Source organism: Pantoea cypripedii, assembly GCF_011395035.1.
Lineage (GTDB): Bacteria > Pseudomonadota > Gammaproteobacteria > Enterobacterales > Enterobacteriaceae > Pantoea > Pantoea cypripedii_A.
This window is the reverse complement of the sequence record NZ_CP024768.1, coordinates 242,987-260,112: the sequence shown is the minus strand read 5'-3', so window position 1 is coordinate 260,112 and position 17,126 is coordinate 242,987. Positions and strand designations below refer to the sequence as shown.

Here is a 17,126-nt window from a genome sequence, read left to right as displayed (position 1 = left end):
AGGGGATGGGCTAATGCCCGCCCCTGAATCCGGAGGTTACATGCATCAACATTCTCACCCCTGCCGTTGTGGTAAAAGCCATAGCAAACCGCAGCCGCTGTGCAGCATCAGCAGCGCACGCCCGGTGACATTACAGATTTCCGCTGCCCAGCCGGTGACGCCGGAAAGCAGCTGCGACTGCTGCGACAGTGGCAGCCCCGGCGGTGGCGAAGCCGACGAAGAGAGCGACAGGCCCGGCCCCGGTACGCAACAATTCCGCTGGCAAATTGCTGGCATGGATTGCCCGAGCTGCGCCCGCAAAATCGAAAACGCGGTGCAAAAATTACCGCAGGTGCACAGCGCCCGTGTGATCTTTGCCAGCGAAAAACTGGTCGTCGACGCAGAAAATGATATCCGTCCGGCCATTGAGCAGGCAGTAAAAAACGCCGGTTTTAGCCTGATCTCCTCCGATCCACAGATTCAGCCCAGCCGTTTACGGGAAAATGCCGGTTTGCTGCTGCTGGGCGTGTTGATGCTCGCCAGCTGGCTGCTAAGCCAGGTCTCCCCCATCTGGGGCGATCGTCTGTTTATTGCCACCACTCTGGTCGGCTTGCTGCCGGTCGCGCGCAGTGCCTGGCGTTTGCTGCGCAGCGGCTCACCCTTCAGTATCGAAACCCTGATGACGCTGGCTGCCGCCGGTGCCCTGGTGATTGGCGCACACGCCGAAGCGGCGATGGTGCTGCTGCTGTTCCAGCTGGGGGAACGACTGGAAGCCTATGCTGCCACCCGTGCTCGCCGTGGCGTGACCGCGCTGATGGCGCTGCGTCCCGATACAGCCATCCGCGTGCGTGGCGCGCAGCGCCAGCAGGTCGCGCTGGCAGATTTGCAGCCGGGTGATGTGATTGAGGTTGCCGCCGGTGGCCGTTTACCGGCCGATGGTGAGTTGCTTGACCAAAGTGCCAGCTTTGACGAGAGCGCCCTCACCGGTGAATCGGTACCCGTAGCACGTCAGCCCGGCGAAACGGTGATGGCCGGTGCCACCAGCGTTGATCGACTGGTGATGCTGAAGGTGCTCTCAGAGCCAGGTCACAGCGCCATTGACCGCATCCTGCAACTGATCGAAGAAGCGGAAAGCCATCGCGCGCCGGTTGAACGTTTTATTGACCGCTTCAGCCGCCTCTACACCCCGGCAATTATGCTGCTGGCGTTGCTGGTGATGGTGCTGCCGCCGTTGCTGGCTGGCGCAGGCTGGCTGCCGTGGATCTATAAAGGGCTGACATTGCTGCTGATTGGTTGCCCCTGTGCGCTGGTGATCTCCACCCCGGCCGCCATCACCTCCGGCCTGGCTGCTGCTGCGCGTCAGGGCGCGTTGATTAAAGGCGGAGCTGCACTGGAACGACTGAGTCGCGTCAGGATGATGGCGTTCGATAAAACCGGCACGCTGACCGAAGGTAAGCCACAGGTGACCGACATCGTCGCTTTCGACAACGCGCAGACGGACTCGTTGCTGGCGCTGAGCGCTGCGGTTGAACAGGGTTCCAGCCATCCTCTGGCGCTGGCTATTGTGGCGGAATCGGTGCGTCGGCGGCTGCCCCTCCCCGCCGCCAGCAACCAGCAGACACTGGCAGGCAGCGGGATCCAGGCGAAGATTCACGGCCTCAGCTATCAGTTGCTGGCACCGCGCGAGGTGACAAACCTGGCTGAAGAACAACAGCAGGCCATCGCGCAGTATGAAGCGCAGGGTAAAACCGTGGTGCTCTTGTTACAGGATACACGCCCGCTGGGTCTGCTGGCGTTGCAGGATCGGCTGCGCGCCGAGGCGGTTACTGCCCTGAGCGCGCTACAAAAACTCGGTATCAGTAGCCTGATGCTGACCGGTGATAACCCGCGCGCCGCTGCGGCGATTGCCGCGGCGTTGCAGATTGATTATCGCGCCGGTCTGCTGCCTGCGGACAAAGTCACCGCCGTTCGTGAACTGGATAAACAACATCCGCTGGCAATGATTGGCGACGGTATCAACGATGCCCCGGCGATGAAAGCGGCCACGTTAGGCATTGCGATGGAAAGCGGTACCGATGTGGCGCTGGAAGCCGCCGACGCAGCCCTGACGCAAAACCGCCTGGCGATTCTGCCGCGCACCGTGGCGCTGGCTCGTCGCACGCGGCGCATTATCCGTCAGAATATCGCGCTGGCGCTGGGGCTGAAGGGATTGTTCCTGGTCACCACGCTGCTCGGCTTTACCGGTTTATGGCTGGCGGTGCTGGCGGATTCCGGTGCTACCGCGCTGGTCACCGCCAATGCGCTGCGGTTACTGCGTTCGCGTGACTAACAAGTGGATGCCTGATATCAGGCATCCGTTCCTTTCTGGATCAGGTACTGATACGGCAACGTTTCCGTTTGCTGCGCCAGCAGGGTATGTTCCATAAAACGGCAAAAGCCGGGAATATCACGCGTCGTGGCCGGATCGTCGGCAATAATCAGCAGGGTTTCACCGGCCTGCATCTGACGCACGGTTTTGCGCACCATCATCACCGGCTCCGGGCAACGCAGGCCAAGGGCATCGAGTGTGTGGTCCGGCGCGGGAAAAAGATCGCTCATGATTCTCTGTCTGCAAACAAGTAAGGCCGCTCATTCTAGCGCGCCCGATGACCAGCGCAAGACGATAACGGTTGCGTTAATATTAACCATTGCATAAATCGCACAACGCGATAAGATGCGGCCGGTTTTTTATTAACCATATTAAACGTCATACCCTAAATAATTCGAGTTGCAGCAAGGCGGCAAACTTGAGAATCCCCAGGAGCTTACATAAGTAAGTGACTGGGGTGAGCAAGTGAAGCCAACGCAGCGGCAACTTGAAGTATGACGGGTATGGAAATGGGTTCCCTCACCCCAGCACTAAAAAGGCTCAATATGATGATCGCTTTTTCTCCGCGTCAGCGCATGTTTGCGCTGTTCTGGCTGTCGCTATTTCATCTGCTGGTAATTACCTCCAGTAACTACCTGGTGCAGTTGCCGGTGGCTATTTTTGGTTTCAACACCACCTGGGGTGCCTTCAGCTTCCCGTTTATTTTCCTCGCCACCGATCTTACCGTGCGCATTTTCGGCGCGCCGCTGGCTCGTCGTATTATCCTGGCGGTAATGGTCCCGGCGCTGGTGATCTCTTATGTCGTCTCCTGCGTGTTTTATCAGGGCGAGTGGCAGGGGTGGGCAGCGCTGGAGCAGGTGAACCTGTTCGTGGCGCGCATCGCCAGCGCCAGCTTTATGGCCTACGCGCTGGGGCAGATTCTGGATGTGCACGTCTTTAACCGCCTGCGCCGTCTGCCACAATGGTGGATTGCGCCAGCCGCAGCGATGTTCCTGGGTAATATCAGCGATACGCTGGCCTTTTTCTTTATCGCTTTTTACAAAAGTCCGGACCCGTTTATGGCCCAGCACTGGGTGGAAATCGCACTAGTGGATTACAGCTTCAAAGTGCTGATCTGCATGATTTTCTTCCTGCCGGCCTATGGCGTGCTGCTTAACGCGGCGTTAAAGCGTCTGGCGGAACGTTCGGCCCAGCGTCAGCTCAATTTCGGTTAATTGCACGTAGTACGATCCTCTGCTGCCCGCTAAGATTTCCTGACAAACCGGCGGTTGCTTTTAGCCGCCGATTTCGATTTGATAACATCCGACTGGAATCTTGTGAAAGGGATAGGAATGCGTAACTTAGTGAAATATGCGGGCATTGGCCTGCTGGTGCTTGGCCTCGCGGCCTGTGACCAGAAGAAAGATGACGCAGCAGCGGCTGACAATGGCGCCAGCGCCAGCCAGTCAAGCCAAACGGTTAATCTGCTGGATGGCAAACTGAGCTTTGCCCTGCCAGCGGGCATGTCTGATAAGAGCGGTAAACTCGGCTCAGAATCAGCCAATATGCACGTATATGCCGATCAGACCGGCGCTCGCGCCATTATCGTGATTGCCGGTGACCCGACCACCGAAGCACTGGATACGCTGTCACAGCGTCTGGAGCAGCAACAGCGCAGCCGCGACCCGCAGTTGCAGGTGGTGTCTGATAAAGCCGTGACGCTGAGCGGACAGCCAGCTCAGCAGCTGGATACGGTGATTTCTGCTAATCACCAGACCTCCTGGTCGTCGGTGATTATGGCGAAAGTGGATGACAAATTGCTGACCATCCAAATCACCCTGCCTGCGGATAACCAGCAGCAGGCGCAAAGCGATGCAGACAGCATCGTGAAAAGCATCACGCTGAAATAATCCACCGTTATTTGCCAGGTCGGCATAAATGCCGACCCTACGTTCTGCTGTAGGGTGCGAATTCATTCGCACCTGGCCCAGTGCTACAACCTCACCGCCGAAATATGCCAGATCTCATCGGCATACTCCTGAATGGTTCGGTCCGCCGAGAAATACCCCATATTGGCGATATTCAGCGCCGCACGCCGTTGCCACTCGTCTGGGTGACGATAAAGCTTATCCACCTTGTCCTGGGTATCGACATAGCTGCGATAATCCGCCAGCAACTGGTAGTGATCGCCGAAGTTAACCAGCGCATCAAACAAATTGCGGTAGCGGCCCGGCTCCTGCGGGCTGAACAGGCCGCTGGCGATTTGCGTCAGCGCCTGATGCAGCTCGGCATCCTCTTCGTAATATTTACGCGGGTTATAACCATCACGGCGTAATTTCTCCACCTGCGGCGTGGTGTTGCCGAAGATAAAGATATTCTCCTCACCCACATGTTCCTGCATCTCGACGTTAGCGCCGTCCAGCGTACCGATGGTTAACGCCCCGTTTAGCGCGAATTTCATGTTACTGGTGCCGGAAGCTTCCGTGCCCGCCGTGGAGATCTGCTCGGAGAGATCCGCCGCCGGGATAATGATCTGCGCCAGGCTGACGCCATAGTTCGGAATAAACACCACTTTCAGCTTGTTCTTCACATCAGCATCGTTGTTGATCACCTTCGCCACATCGTTGATCAGATGGATGATGTGCTTCGCCATGTAATAGGCCGAAGCGGCTTTTCCGGCGAAGATATTGACGCGTGGTACCCATTCCGCCGTGGGATCGGCCTTGATGCGGTTATAGCGGGTGATGACGTGCAACACATTCAGTAGCTGACGTTTGTATTCATGGATACGCTTGATTTGCACATCAAACAGCGCGTGCGGGTCCAGCACGATATCGAGGTTTTTTGCCACCCAATCGGCAAGACGTTTTTTGTTGGCAAATTTGGCATCGGCGATCTGTTCGATAAACGCCGGGAAATCAATCTGGGGCGTGAGATCGCTGAGCTGGCTGAGATCGGTGCGCCAGGTACGGCCAATCGCCTCATCCAGCACCTCAGAAAGCGCCGGGTTGGCCAGCGCCAGCCAGCGACGCGGCGTGACGCCATTGGTTTTGTTACAGAACCGGCCTGGGAACAGGCGGGCAAAATCGGCAAACAGCGACTGCACCATCAGATTGGAATGCAGCTCAGAAACCCCGTTGACCTTGTGGCTCACCACCACCGCCAGCCATGCCATACGTATCTTACGACCATTGTTCTCATCAATGATCGAGATACGCGCCATCAGATCCCAGTCATCCGGGTAATACTCCTGAATGGTTTTCAGGAAGTAGTCATTGATTTCAAAGATGATGCTGAGGTGGCGTGGCAGGATCTTGCCGATCATATCCACCGGCCAGGTTTCCAGCGCTTCCGTCATCAGCGTGTGGTTGGTGTAGGAGAACACCTGGCAGGTCACTTCAAACGCATCATCCCAGGTAAATTTCTGTTCGTCGATCAACAGCCGCATCAGTTCGGGAATCGCCAGCACCGGGTGGGTGTCATTGAGATGAATCGCGATTTTATCCGCCAGATTGTCCCAGGTCTGGTGCATTTGCCAGTGACGATTAAGGATATCCTGCACCGTCGCGGAGACGAGGAAATACTCCTGGCGCAAACGCAGTTCCCGGCCAGAGTAGGTCGAGTCATCGGGATACAGTACCCGCGACACGTTCTCTGAGTGGTTTTTATCCTCCACCGCCGCGAAGTAATCCCCCTGGTTAAATTTACCAAGGTTGATCTCATTACTCGCCTGCGCGCCCCAGAGCCGCAGCGTGTTGGTGGCGTCGGTGTCGTAACCGGGAACGATCTGATCGTAGGCAATCGCCAGGATCTCTTCGGTTTCGATCCAGCGTATCCGGCTGCCTTCGTGTTGCAGGCGGCCGCCGAAACGCACTTTGTAGCGGGTATTAAAGCGCTGAAATTCCCACGGGTTACCGTATTCCAGCCAGTAATCCGGCGATTCACGCTGCTGCCCGTCAACAATATTCTGCTTAAACATACCGTAATCGTAACGGATGCCGTAACCCCGTCCCGGCAGGCCAAGCGTGGCGAGCGAGTCGAGGAAGCAGGCCGCCAGACGCCCGAGGCCGCCGTTACCCAGGCCAGGGTCGTTCTCTTCTTCCATCAGTTCGCTGAGATCCAGTCCCATCTCATCCAGCGCCTGGTTGAGATCGTCATAAATTCCCATCGCCAGCAATGCGTTGCCCAGCGTGCGTCCCATCAGGAACTCCATCGACAGGTAATAAACCTGGCGAACATCCTGCGACAGCTGCGCGCGGCTGGAACGCAACCAGCGTTCCACCATCCGATCGCGTACCGCCAGCAGCGCGGCGTTCAGCCATTCATGTTTATTGGCGATAGAAGGGTCTTTACCGATGGTGAACATCAGCTTATAGGCTATCGAGTGCTTCAGTGCATCAACCGTCAGGGTGGGTGAGGCATAGGTGAAAGGTGCGTTCATATCAAGTATCCCAATCTCTCATTACAGCAAACGTTGATAAAGATCGCGGTAGGCTTGTGCTGCCACCTGCCAACTAAAATCCATCCCCATCGCCTGACGCTGAACAAAGCGCCACAGGGAAGGACGGGACCACAGTACAAATGCGCGCCGGATCGCCCGTAACAGCGACCAGGCATTACTGTCTTCGAAGCTGAAACCACTGGCGATGCCATCGGCCAGGTTTTCCAGCGAACTGTCATTCACCGTATCTGCCAGCCCGCCAGTGCGTCGTACCAGGGGCAGCGTGCCGTATTTCAAACCATAAAGTTGTGTCAGACCGCACGGTTCGAACCGGCTTGGCACCAGAATCACATCCGCCCCGCCGACGATGCGATGCGAGAAAGCTTCATGGTAGCCAATCTGTACGCCGACACTGCCGGGATGCTCCGCCGCTGCCGCCAGAAACCCCTGCTGCAACTCCGCATCACCCTGACCGAGCAACACCAGCTGGCCGCCCTGCGCCAGTAAACCGGGCAATGCTTCCAGCACCAGATCCAGGCCTTTTTGCCGGGTTAAGCGACTGATGACGCAAAATACCGGCACTTTGTCATCCACCTTCAGCCCCATGGCAATTTGTAGCTGACGTTTGTTTTCGGCTTTGCTCTCCAGCGTGTCGCGGTTATAACGCGCGGTCAGCAACAGGTCATGTGCCGGGTCCCAAATCGCCGGATCGACGCCGTTAAGCACGCCGCTTAATCGCCCTTCACGCAGGCGCTGTGCCAGCAACGCTTCCATGCCGTAGCCAAACTCCGGCCGGGTGATCTCCAGAGCATAAGTCGGGCTAACGGCAGTAATATGATCGGCATAAAACAGTCCGGCCTTGAGGTAAGAAATCTGACCGTAAAACTCCAGCCCGTGCATAGTGAAAAATGCGCGTGGCAGCTGGATCTGTTCCAGATGATTTGCCGAGAACAGACCCTGATAAGCCAGGTTATGCACGGTAAATACTGACTTCGCCGGACGGCCGCGCGCTTCCAGATAGGCGCAGGTTAAGCCAGCATGCCAGTCATGCGCATGCACGATATCGGGTCGCCAGAAGGTATCCAGGCCACAGGCCAGTTCACAGCCCATCCAGCCGAGCAGCGCAAAACGCAGATAGTTATCGACATAGGCAAACTGTGATTCGTCGTGGTACGGACTTCCGGGACGTTCATACAATCCCGGCGCATCAATTAAATAAATGCCAACACCGTTGAAATGTCCAAAAAGTAAACGAACAAACCCGGCAAAGGTAGGCAGTTCCGCCACAATTTCCGTATCCGGAATCCCTTTACGCAGGTCAGGATACGCGGGAAGCAGTACCCGCGTATCCGTACCACCGGCAATCTGTGCCTGCGGTAATGCGCCGACAACATCAGCCAACCCGCCAGTCTTCAAAAGCGGGAAAAGTTCTGAACAGACATGTAAAACCTGCATCCTGGACCCCTTTTGTGTTATCGCTCGCGCTCCACGCGTCGATTGTCTGTGTGCTTTTTCGTTATCTGCCGACGGCACCCGCCAACCTGGCCAACATAGCGCGCGTCACCAGAACGATGCCCTCTTCTGAACGGTAAAATCGGCGGCTGTCTTCGTCCGGGTTTTCGCCAATCACAATGCCTTCCGGCAACACGCAGGCGCGATCAATCACGCAGCGGCGCAGACGGCAGGATCGGCCAACCACCACATCCGGCAGCAGAACCGAAGAATCGATATTGCAAAACGAATTGACGCGAACGCGCGGGAACAGCACCGAATTCACCACCACGGAACCGGAGATGATGCAACCTCCGGAGACCAGCGAGTTCATCGTCATACCGTGACTGCCCGAGCGGTCCTGAACAAACTTCGCCGGGGGTAACGGCTCCATGTGGGTGCGGATTGGCCAGGTATGGTCATACATGTCCAGTTCCGGTGTGACGGAGGCTAAATCCAGATTGGCACGCCAGTAGGCTTCGAGTGTCCCGACATCGCGCCAGTAGGGTTCGGCAGATTCGTCACTCTGCACGCAGGACAACGTGAAGGAGTGCGCGTAACCCTCGCCCCTGGCCACAATTTTCGGCAGCAAATCTTTACCGAAATCGTGATTGGACTCAGGTATCTGCGCGTCTTCTTCCAGCAGCTGGTAGAGATAATCCGCGTCAAACACATAAATCCCCATGCTGGCCAGTGCCTTGCTGTCATCGCCGGGCATTGACGGGGGAACGGGGGGTTTTTCCACAAAATCGACGACGTTGTTCTCGGCATCGACCGCCATCACGCCAAAAGCCGTGGCTTCCTCCAGCGGCACGGGCATGCAGGCGATGGTGCATTTCGCACCCCGATCCACATGATCCAGCAGCATGCGTGAGTAATCCATTTTGTAGATATGATCCCCGGCGAGGATCACGATGTACTGCGCGTCATAGCGGCGAATAATGTCGAGGTTTTGCGTGACCGCATCCGCCGTGCCGCGATACCAGTGTTCAGTGGATAAACGCTGTTGCGCGGGCAGCAGATCGACAAACTCATTCATCTCTTCGTTGAAAATCGACCAGCCACGCTGGATATGCTGCACCAGCGTATGTGACTGATATTGCGTAATCACGCCAATGCGCCGGATGCCAGAATTAAGGCAATTGGAAAGCGCAAAGTCGATGATGCGGAACTTCCCGCCAAAGTGCACCGCAGGTTTGGCGCGTTTGGCTGTCAGGTCCTTCAGGCGAGTACCACGGCCCCCGGCAAGGATCAGGGCCACCGTCTGTGTAGGGAGCTGGCGTGCCAGCATCAGATGATCTGTTCTATCTAAATTCACCATGTCTGACTCCTTATGATTGCTTTTGGAACACACACACACCGTGTGCGGGCCCGTGCCAGACAGTTGTCAAAATGGGGTTATCTTCCCCGGCGAATGGAGGAATGGCGCGCCACTCTCCGTCTGGTAAGGCGAGGTCACTCACCGTATCCGTGGCGTTAATTGTTATTAACCAGCGGCTGGAGAGCAGGATCTGCATTCTATGCGCCCCCTGTCCCCACTCTTGATCCTCCAGTGGCTTGCCGCTGGCATTGAACCACTGCACGTTGCCATCGCCTTCCTGCCACCAGCGATCCGCGGTCAGCGCGGGAATGCGCTGACGCAGATGGATTAACGCGGCAGTGAAGTCGATCAGTCCTGAATCATCCTGTTGCCAGTCCAGCCAGGCCAGCGGGTTGTCCTGACAATATGCATTGTTGTTGCCATGCTGGCTGTGACCACGTTCGTCACCGGCCAGCAGCATTGGCGTCCCCTGCGCCAGCAACAGCGTTGTCAGTAGCGCATGCACGCTGAGCCGCCGCCGCTCGACAATATCGAAACTGACATGCAGCCCTTCATGACCGTGGTTATTGCTGAAGTTGCTGTTGTTGCCGTCGCGATTGTCTTCGCCGTTAGCCTGATTGTGTTTATGGTTGAAACTCACCGCATCACGCAGCGTAAAGCCGTCGTGGGCAGTGATCAGATTGATACTGGCATGCGGCAGACGTGCCGCATGCTGGAAAACGTCGCTGGAGGCGGCAAAACGCCGGGCAAAATCACCGTTGTTCAGCTCACCGAGCAGCCAGTAGCGCCGTGCCGTATCACGAAAATGATCGTTCCACTCGGCAAACGCTGGCGGATAGTTGCCAACCTGATAACCGCCGGGACCGACATCCCAGGGCTCGGCAATCAGTTTAACTTTAGACAAAATCGGACAGGCTTTGATGGCCGCAAACAACGGCGCATCCTGGCGGAATTCCGGTGTGCGTCCCAGCACCGAGGCCAAATCAAAACGAAAGCCGTCAATGTGGCAGTCACGCACCCAATGGCGCAGCCCTTCCAGCACCCATTCCATCACCTGAACATCGCTGAGGTTGAGCGTGTTGCCACAGCCGGTCCAGTTCTGGTACTCGCCCTGCCCGTTAAGCCAGTAATAACTGGCATTGTCGATGCCACGCATCGACACCACCGGGCCGATTTCATCCAGCTCAGCAGTGTGGTTGAACACCACGTCGAGAATCACCTCGATACCCGCCGCATGCAGCCGTTTGACTGCCTGCTGAAACTCCTGCAACGGCGTCAGGCCATCTTCACCCGAGGCATAGCGCGGATCGACCGCCCACAGCGCCACCGGGTTATAGCCCCAGTAATTACTCAGCCCCAGCCGCAGCAGGCGCGGTTCACTGGCAAAGTGGGCAATCGGCAACAGTTCCAGCGCCGTGATACCGAGATGGCGCAGGTGCTTAACCATAACAGGATGCCCCAGTGCCGCATAAGTCCCGCGCAATCTTTCCGGAATTTCCGGATGTTGCCGGGTTAACCCGCGGACATGCGCCTCGTAAATCACCGTCTTACCCCACGGGGTCCGCAACGGCCGGTCATCATCCCAGTCAAAATCCTCGGCGATCACCAGCGATTTTGGCGCGATGGCGGCATTATCCTGCTTGTCCGGCGTGGTACTGCCGTTGAAAAAGCGCGGGTCGTCCGGCACATCACCGACCACCGCTCTGGCACAGGGATCCACCAGTAGCTTCGCCGGGTTAAAACGATGCCCCTGTGCGGGCGTCCAGGGACCGTGCACGCGATAGCCGTAACGCTGTCCCGGTTTTAGCCCGGGAAAATAGCCATGCCAGATATCGCCGCTGCGCTGCGGCAGTGGGAAGCGTCGTTCAACACCATGATGGTCGAACAGGCACAGCTCCACTTTTTCCGCATGGCGGGAAAACAGCGTGAAGTTGACGCCATGACCATCATAATTTGCGCCCAGCGGTGAGGGCTGCCCGCTTTCCAGCATTATTCTCCCTCCCGCACCAGCCAGACCGTCGCCAGCGGCGGCAGGGATAAACTCAGAGACTGCGTGCGTCCGTGACTCTGAATGTCGTCGGTATGCACCAGAGGATTACGCAGGTCGCTGCCGTGGTAGTCATGCTGATCGGTATTCAGCACTTCACGCCAGCTACCAGCCTGATTCACACCAAAGCGATAGTGGTGGCGAGCCACCGGAGTGAAGTTACTGACCACGATAACTTCATTACCCTCACGATCGCGCCGCGCAAAGGCAAAAACCGAGTTCTCATGATCGTCCACCACCAGCCATTCAAAGCCCTGCGCATCAAAATCGAGCTGATGCAGCGGCGTGTAGTGGCGATAGGTATGGTTGAGATCGCGTACCAGGCGCTGCACGCCGTGGTGCCAGTTATCCGCCCCTTCCAGCAGATGCCAGTCAAGGCTGGTGTCATGGTTCCACTCTTTGCCCTGGGCAAATTCACCGCCCATAAACAACAGCTTCTTACCGGGGAACGCCCACATCCAGCCGTAATAAGCACGCAGGTTGGCGAACTTCTGCCAGGGATCGCCCGGCATCCGATCCAGAATGGAACGTTTGCCATGCACCACTTCATCATGGGACAGCGGCAGCACGAAGTTTTCGGTGTAGTTGTACAGCATGCCGAAGGTCATCAGGTTGTGATGGTAACGTCGGTGGACCGGGTCATGCTTCATGTAATCCAGCGTGTCGTGCATCCAGCCCAGATTCCACTTGAACCAGAAGCCAAGGCCCCCTGCTTCCGGCGGCCTTGATACACCAGGGTAGTCGGTGGACTCTTCCGCCACCGTGATACTGCCGGGTGCCGCGCGCCCGAGGATACGGTTGGTGTAACGCAGGAAGGAGATGGCCTCAAGGTTATCGCGGCCACCGTATTGATTGGGGATCCACTCACCTTCAGCGCGGCTGTAATCGCGATAGATCATCGACGCCACCGCATCAACCCGCAGCCCGTCAATGCCAAAGCGTTCCAGCCAGTACAGCGCATTCCCGGACAGGAAATTGCTGACTTCACGGCGGCCAAAGTTGTAGATCAGGGTGTTCCAGTCCTGATGGTAGCCTTCACGCGGGTCGCTATGCTCGTAAAGTTCAGTGCCATCAAACTTCGCCAGACCGAAGTCATCGCTGGGGAAGTGACCTGGCACCCAGTCCAGCAGCACGTTGATGCCTGCCGCATGGGCGCTGGCAATAAACTGGCGGAACTCGTCACGCGTGCCGAAACGGCGGGTGGGCGCATACATGCCGAGTGGCTGATACCCCCAGCTGCCATCAAACGGATGTTCATTAATCGGTAGCAATTCAATATGGGTAAACCCCATCTCTTTGACATAAGGAATCAGCTGTTCCGACAACTCTTTGTAACTTAGCCAGAAGTTATTCTCGGTGTGTCGCCGCCAGGAACCGAGGTGAACTTCATAAATCGAAATCGGCGCGTCGAAACCATTCGCCGCTTTACGCTCCGGCGTCATCTCGGTTTTCGGCGGCAGACCACAGATCATCGATGCCGTCTGCGGGCGCATCTGCGCCTCAAAGGCAAAGGGATCGGCTTTGATACGCATCTGGCCATACGCATCGATGATCTCGAATTTATACAGCTGGCCGTTAAACGCCCCCGGTACAAACAGCTCCCAGATGCCCAGTTCGCGCCGGAAACGCATCGGATGGCGACGGCCATCCCAGAAGTTAAATTCACCGACCACCGAGACGCGCCGGGCATTCGGTGCCCAGACGGAAAAACGCGTACCGCTGACGTCATCAATGGTGGTGCCATGCGCACCGAGGGTTTCGTAAGGACGTAGATGGGTGCCTTCCGCCAGTAGCCAGGCATCCATCTCTTCCAGCAGCGGACCAAAGCGATAGGCATCATCGATCAGATTCTGCTGACCATGCCAGTTCACCGCCAGCTGATAGCGAAACAGATTTTTACGGCGCGGGATCACACCACAAAAGAAACCACGTGAGTCGAGACATTCAAGCTGGGCGCATTTACGTCCGGTGTTGGTTTCAATCACCCACACCTCTGACGCATCAGGCAGTAAAGCCCGCACCTCCAGACCTTCTGCGGTCTGGTGCATCCCCAGCAGAGAAAACGGATCGGAATAATTGCCCGCAAACAGGGCATTGATCGCCTGGCGATCGGGAAGCTCTGACATGATTTCTTCCTGTGACATTTGGCAGGCGAACTGCGTCAGACGTTAAGCCTTATCAGATGCGCTGCTCATCATTGAGCCATGAGTACAGAGCAAGGAAGGTGACCGTCCGTGGAAAAAATCTTTGCTATGTACAACAACCATTCAGTACGGAAAGCAAAACAACCAACTACCGGCACATCATTGTTAAATCATAGCTTGGGGCTGGCAGAAGCCAGGGGGGATCGCAAAAAATTATTTTCGGGTGAGCAAAAAGGGGAAGCCGATCACTTGTCAGGCGTAATTTAGGTTAAGTGTTGCAGCCTGAAATGCAAAAAAAGGCCGGGAAACCCCGGCCGACATGTATCGCGTTACGCTTAGTCCACCAGCAGACGCAACATACGGCGCAGCGGTTCCGCCGCGCCCCACAACAGCTGGTCACCGACGGTGAAAGCCGAGAGGTATTCCGGCCCCATATTCAGTTTACGCAGACGACCTACCGGAGTTGCCAGGGTGCCGGTGACTGCCGCCGGGGTCAGTTCACGCATGGTGATGTCACGATCGTTCGGCACCACTTTCACCCATTCATTGTGCGCAGCCAGCAGCTGTTCAATTTCAGCCAGCGGCACATCTTTTTTCAGTTTCAGGGTAAATGCCTGGCTGTGGCAGCGCAGTGCACCCACGCGCACGCACAGGCCATCCACCGGGATCACTTTCTGGCTGCCGAGGATTTTGTTGGTCTCAGCCTGGCCTTTCCACTCTTCGCGGCTCTGGCCGTTTTCCAGCTGTTTGTCGATCCACGGGATCAGGCTGCCCGCCAGCGGTACGCCGAAATTATCGGTCGGCAGGGTGCCGGAACGGGTGAAATCGGTCACGCTACGCTCGATTTCGAGGATAGCTGAGGCCGGGTTCTGCAATGATTTCGCCACGTGATCGTGCAGCATGCCCATCTGAGTCAGCAGTTCACGCATATGACGCGCACCGCCGCCAGAAGCCGCCTGGTAAGTCGCCACTGAAGCCCACTCCACCAGGTCATTAGCGAACAGGCCGCCGAGAGACATCAGCATCAGGCTTACGGTGCAGTTACCGCCAACAAAGGTTTTGATACCGCTGTCGAGGCCCTGGCGAATCACCTGATGGTTGACCGGATCGAGAATAATGATGGCGTCATCTTTCATGCGCAGCGTAGAAGCGGCGTCAATCCAGTAACCCTGCCAGCCGCTGGCACGCAGCTTCGGATAGACTTCACTGGTATAATCGCCACCCTGGCAGGTGATAATAATATCGAGCGCCTTCAGCGCATCAATATCAAAAGCATCCTGCAACGCACCGGTCGACTTACTACCGAAGGTCGGTGCCGCCTGGCCAAGTTGCGAAGTGGAGAAGAAGACCGGATTGATCACATCAAAATCACGTTCTTCGCTCATGCGGGACATCAGCACGGAGCCGACCATACCACGCCAACCAATAAAACCTACATTCTTCATTTTCTGTCCGTCTCAGGCGCTTCTTCAGAGGCCCTGTCTGGTGCGAGGGAAAAAACCAGCCGGATTAACCTGCTGGTCTGCGTAATAATCAGGTTTACCTATGACCCCCAACTCTACAAAATGCTGCATTTCTGGCAAGTGAATTAATTCGATTGCGCTAACTTTTTCAGCAGCGCAACTAATAACACCCTAAAGGGATGGGTAAACACCGATGACTGAAATGATTTCCGCCACCATATTATTGCTGCTGATTATGGACCCGCTGGGTAACCTGCCGATATTTATGTCGGTTCTGAAGCACCTGGAACCCAAACGGCGGCGGGTGGTGCTGATTCGCGAGATGCTGATTGCGCTGGCTCTGATGCTGCTGTTTTTATTCGCCGGTGAGCGCATTTTGCTATTTCTCAATCTGCGCACGGAAACGGTCTCGATTTCCGGCGGCATCATTTTGTTTCTGATCGCCATTCGCATGATTTTCCCCTCTGCCGAGAACAGCAGTACCGGTTTGCCCGCCGGAGAGGAGCCGTTTCTGGTGCCGCTGGCAATTCCGCTGGTTGCCGGGCCGTCGCTGCTGGCGACGCTGATGCTGCTATCGCATCAATATCCTAACCAAATGCTGCATCTGGTCGGGGCGCTGATGATTGCCTGGGGCGTCACGGTGGTGATTTTGCTGCTGTCCGGATTGTTTCTGCGCCTGCTGGGCGATAAAGGCGTGAATGCGCTGGAACGATTGATGGGGTTGATTCTGATTATGCTGGCGACGCAGATGTTTCTGGATGGGATCCGTGCCTATCTCAAACTGTAACGCGACTTACCCGTAGCGGCGCGATTTATCGCGCAAATTCTGACAGGGAGCGGTGCCGCTGCCAGGAAAAAACGCGCGATAAATCGCGCCGCTACGGGTGCAGGTCTTTATTTTTTCTTAATCGGTTTGCCTGACCAGTAACCGGCCAGCAGCGAACCCGACAGATTGTGCCACACCGAGAACAATGCGCCAGGCAGCGCGGCCAGCGGCGAGAAGTAGATTTTGCCCAGCGTCGCCGCCAGACCGGAGTTTTGCATCCCTACTTCCAGCGCCAGGGTACGGCAGGTGGATTCGTCGAAGCCGAACAGCTTGCCCCCCCAGTACCCCCCCAGCAGGCCAATAGCGTTGTGCATAATCACCGCGGCAATCACCACCAGACCCACTGAGCCGATAAAGCCCTGGCTGCCCGCCACCACCGCGCTGATAATCAGCAGAATGCAAAGCATGGAGAACGCCGGCAGATAAGGTTCGACACGGCGCACAACGCTATTCATCGAGTGATGGATAATCAGGCCCAGCCCAATCGGGATCACCACGATTTTGACGATGCTAAGCAGCATGCCAACCACATCCACCTGGATATGGGTATCGACATAGAAACGCGTCAGCAGCGGTGTGGCAAAGACGCCCACCAGCGCCGAGACGGAGGAGATGGTTACCGACAAGGCCACATCGCCCTTCGCCAGGTAAATCATCACATTAGAAGCAGTACCACTGGCGACGCTGCCCACCAGAATCATGCCCGCAGCCAGGTCCGGCGGCATCTGGAATAACTTTGCCAGACCCCAGGCGGCCAGTGGCATCACCAGATAATGCAGGAAAGTCCCGGCAATAACCGGAGCCGGACGCACCAGCACACGTTTGAAATCATCGATATTAAGCGTCACGCCCATGCCAAACATAATCAGCATCAGCAGATACGTCACCCACGGGCCAATGCCAAGGAAGGTAGACGGTGAATAGTAGGCCGCGACGGAGAGCAGCACAGCCCAAAGCGGGAACAGGCGGGTAATTTTGCCAAGCATGGACGAACTTCCTTATGCAGGTTTTATTATGTCATTACGGAGTGTTGCCACAGAAAAAGCGTCGTGCAGGAAACGGCTGTC

13 protein-coding genes are annotated in these 17,126 nt (G+C 56.6%); 5 read left to right on the top strand and 8 right to left on the bottom strand.

The window, feature by feature from the left end:
• Window positions 1-40: 40 nt before the first annotated feature.
• Entirely contained in the window at window positions 41-2,308 is a 2,268-nt protein-coding gene (locus tag CUN67_RS01160; RefSeq protein ID WP_208713657.1) for a zinc/cadmium/mercury/lead-transporting ATPase, read from the top strand.
• 17 nt (window positions 2,309-2,325) lie between these two features.
• On the opposite strand, the gene tusA is transcribed toward CUN67_RS01160, so the two are convergent.
• Window positions 2,326-2,577, bottom strand: a complete 252-nt coding sequence (gene tusA, locus CUN67_RS01155) for a sulfurtransferase TusA (RefSeq protein WP_208713656.1) — start codon at window positions 2,575-2,577, stop codon at window positions 2,326-2,328.
• A 318-nt stretch (window positions 2,578-2,895) separates the two neighbouring features.
• Here tusA and CUN67_RS01150 point away from each other — a divergent pair, with 318 nt between their 5' ends.
• Both CUN67_RS01150 and CUN67_RS01145 read left to right on the top strand, forming a co-directional pair.
• Complete coding sequence (locus tag CUN67_RS01150) at window positions 2,896-3,561, top strand: 7-cyano-7-deazaguanine/7-aminomethyl-7-deazaguanine transporter (protein ID WP_208717045.1); 666 nt, start codon at window positions 2,896-2,898, stop codon at window positions 3,559-3,561.
• Window positions 3,562-3,678: 117 nt separating this feature from the next.
• Window positions 3,679-4,236, top strand: coding sequence for a DcrB family lipoprotein (locus CUN67_RS01145; RefSeq protein WP_208713655.1), 558 nt, complete (start codon window positions 3,679-3,681; stop codon window positions 4,234-4,236).
• An 83-nt stretch (window positions 4,237-4,319) separates the two neighbouring features.
• Here the strand turns inward: CUN67_RS01145 and glgP are convergent, their stop codons facing one another.
• The 5 genes from glgP to glgB all read right to left on the bottom strand — a co-directional run bounded on the left by glgP (window position 4,320) and on the right by glgB (window position 13,752).
• Complete coding sequence (glgP, locus tag CUN67_RS01140; protein ID WP_208713654.1) at window positions 4,320-6,767, bottom strand: glycogen phosphorylase; 2,448 nt, start codon at window positions 6,765-6,767, stop codon at window positions 4,320-4,322.
• A 21-nt stretch (window positions 6,768-6,788) separates the two neighbouring features.
• Window positions 6,789-8,222, bottom strand: a complete 1,434-nt coding sequence (glgA, locus tag CUN67_RS01135; RefSeq protein WP_208713653.1) for a glycogen synthase GlgA — start codon at window positions 8,220-8,222, stop codon at window positions 6,789-6,791.
• 61 nt (window positions 8,223-8,283) lie between these two features.
• Window positions 8,284-9,579, bottom strand: a complete 1,296-nt coding sequence (glgC, locus tag CUN67_RS01130; RefSeq protein WP_208713652.1) for a glucose-1-phosphate adenylyltransferase — start codon at window positions 9,577-9,579, stop codon at window positions 8,284-8,286.
• A 10-nt stretch (window positions 9,580-9,589) separates the two neighbouring features.
• Window positions 9,590-11,569: a glycogen debranching protein GlgX gene (glgX, locus tag CUN67_RS01125; protein WP_208713651.1), complete on the bottom strand. Its 1,980-nt coding sequence runs from the start codon at window positions 11,567-11,569 to the stop codon at window positions 9,590-9,592.
• Window positions 11,569-13,752 carry a 1,4-alpha-glucan branching enzyme gene (glgB, locus tag CUN67_RS01120; protein ID WP_208713650.1) on the bottom strand — a complete coding sequence of 728 codons (2,184 nt, stop codon included), beginning with the start codon at window positions 13,750-13,752 and terminating at the stop codon, window positions 11,569-11,571. Before glgB ends, glgX begins: the two co-directional genes overlap by 1 nt.
• A gap of 108 nt (window positions 13,753-13,860) precedes the next feature.
• Between glgB and CUN67_RS01115 the strand changes: the two genes are divergently transcribed.
• Window positions 13,861-14,037, top strand: coding sequence for a hypothetical protein (locus CUN67_RS01115; protein WP_208713649.1), 177 nt, complete (start codon window positions 13,861-13,863; stop codon window positions 14,035-14,037).
• A 68-nt stretch (window positions 14,038-14,105) separates the two neighbouring features.
• Here CUN67_RS01115 and asd read toward each other — a convergent pair whose 3' ends face one another.
• A complete protein-coding gene (gene asd, locus CUN67_RS01110; protein WP_208713648.1) occupies window positions 14,106-15,215 on the bottom strand; it encodes an aspartate-semialdehyde dehydrogenase in 1,110 nt (369 codons plus the stop codon).
• A gap of 211 nt (window positions 15,216-15,426) precedes the next feature.
• On the opposite strand from asd, the gene CUN67_RS01105 reads away from it, so the two are divergent.
• On the top strand, window positions 15,427-16,020 hold the full coding sequence (locus CUN67_RS01105) for a YhgN family NAAT transporter (protein ID WP_208713647.1): 594 nt from the start codon (window positions 15,427-15,429) through the stop codon (window positions 16,018-16,020).
• Between the two features lie 107 nt (window positions 16,021-16,127).
• Here CUN67_RS01105 and panS read toward each other — a convergent pair whose 3' ends face one another.
• A complete protein-coding gene (gene panS / locus CUN67_RS01100; RefSeq protein ID WP_208713646.1) occupies window positions 16,128-17,045 on the bottom strand; it encodes a ketopantoate/pantoate/pantothenate transporter PanS in 918 nt (305 codons plus the stop codon).
• Window positions 17,046-17,126: the final 81 nt, after the last annotated feature.

Excerpts from the sequence above, each read along its gene's own strand:
- CUN67_RS01150 (WP_208717045.1), top strand. The coding sequence starts at position 2,896 with ATGATCGCTTTTTCTCCGCGTCAGCGCATGTTTGCGCTGTTCTGGCTG.
- asd (WP_208713648.1), bottom strand. The coding sequence starts at position 15,215 with ATGAAGAATGTAGGTTTTATTGGTTGGCGTGGTATGGTCGGCTCCGTG.
- glgP (WP_208713654.1), bottom strand. The coding sequence starts at position 6,767 with ATGAACGCACCTTTCACCTATGCCTCACCCACCCTGACGGTTGATGCA.
- CUN67_RS01145 (WP_208713655.1), top strand. The coding sequence starts at position 3,679 with ATGCGTAACTTAGTGAAATATGCGGGCATTGGCCTGCTGGTGCTTGGC.
- glgA (WP_208713653.1), bottom strand. The coding sequence starts at position 8,222 with ATGCAGGTTTTACATGTCTGTTCAGAACTTTTCCCGCTTTTGAAGACT.
- CUN67_RS01105 (WP_208713647.1), top strand. The coding sequence starts at position 15,427 with ATGACTGAAATGATTTCCGCCACCATATTATTGCTGCTGATTATGGAC.
- CUN67_RS01160 (WP_208713657.1), top strand. The coding sequence starts at position 41 with ATGCATCAACATTCTCACCCCTGCCGTTGTGGTAAAAGCCATAGCAAA.
- glgB (WP_208713650.1), bottom strand. The coding sequence starts at position 13,752 with ATGTCAGAGCTTCCCGATCGCCAGGCGATCAATGCCCTGTTTGCGGGC.
- tusA (WP_208713656.1), bottom strand. The coding sequence starts at position 2,577 with ATGAGCGATCTTTTTCCCGCGCCGGACCACACACTCGATGCCCTTGGC.
- panS (WP_208713646.1), bottom strand. The coding sequence starts at position 17,045 with ATGCTTGGCAAAATTACCCGCCTGTTCCCGCTTTGGGCTGTGCTGCTC.
- glgX (WP_208713651.1), bottom strand. The coding sequence starts at position 11,569 with ATGCTGGAAAGCGGGCAGCCCTCACCGCTGGGCGCAAATTATGATGGT.
- glgC (WP_208713652.1), bottom strand. The coding sequence starts at position 9,579 with ATGGTGAATTTAGATAGAACAGATCATCTGATGCTGGCACGCCAGCTC.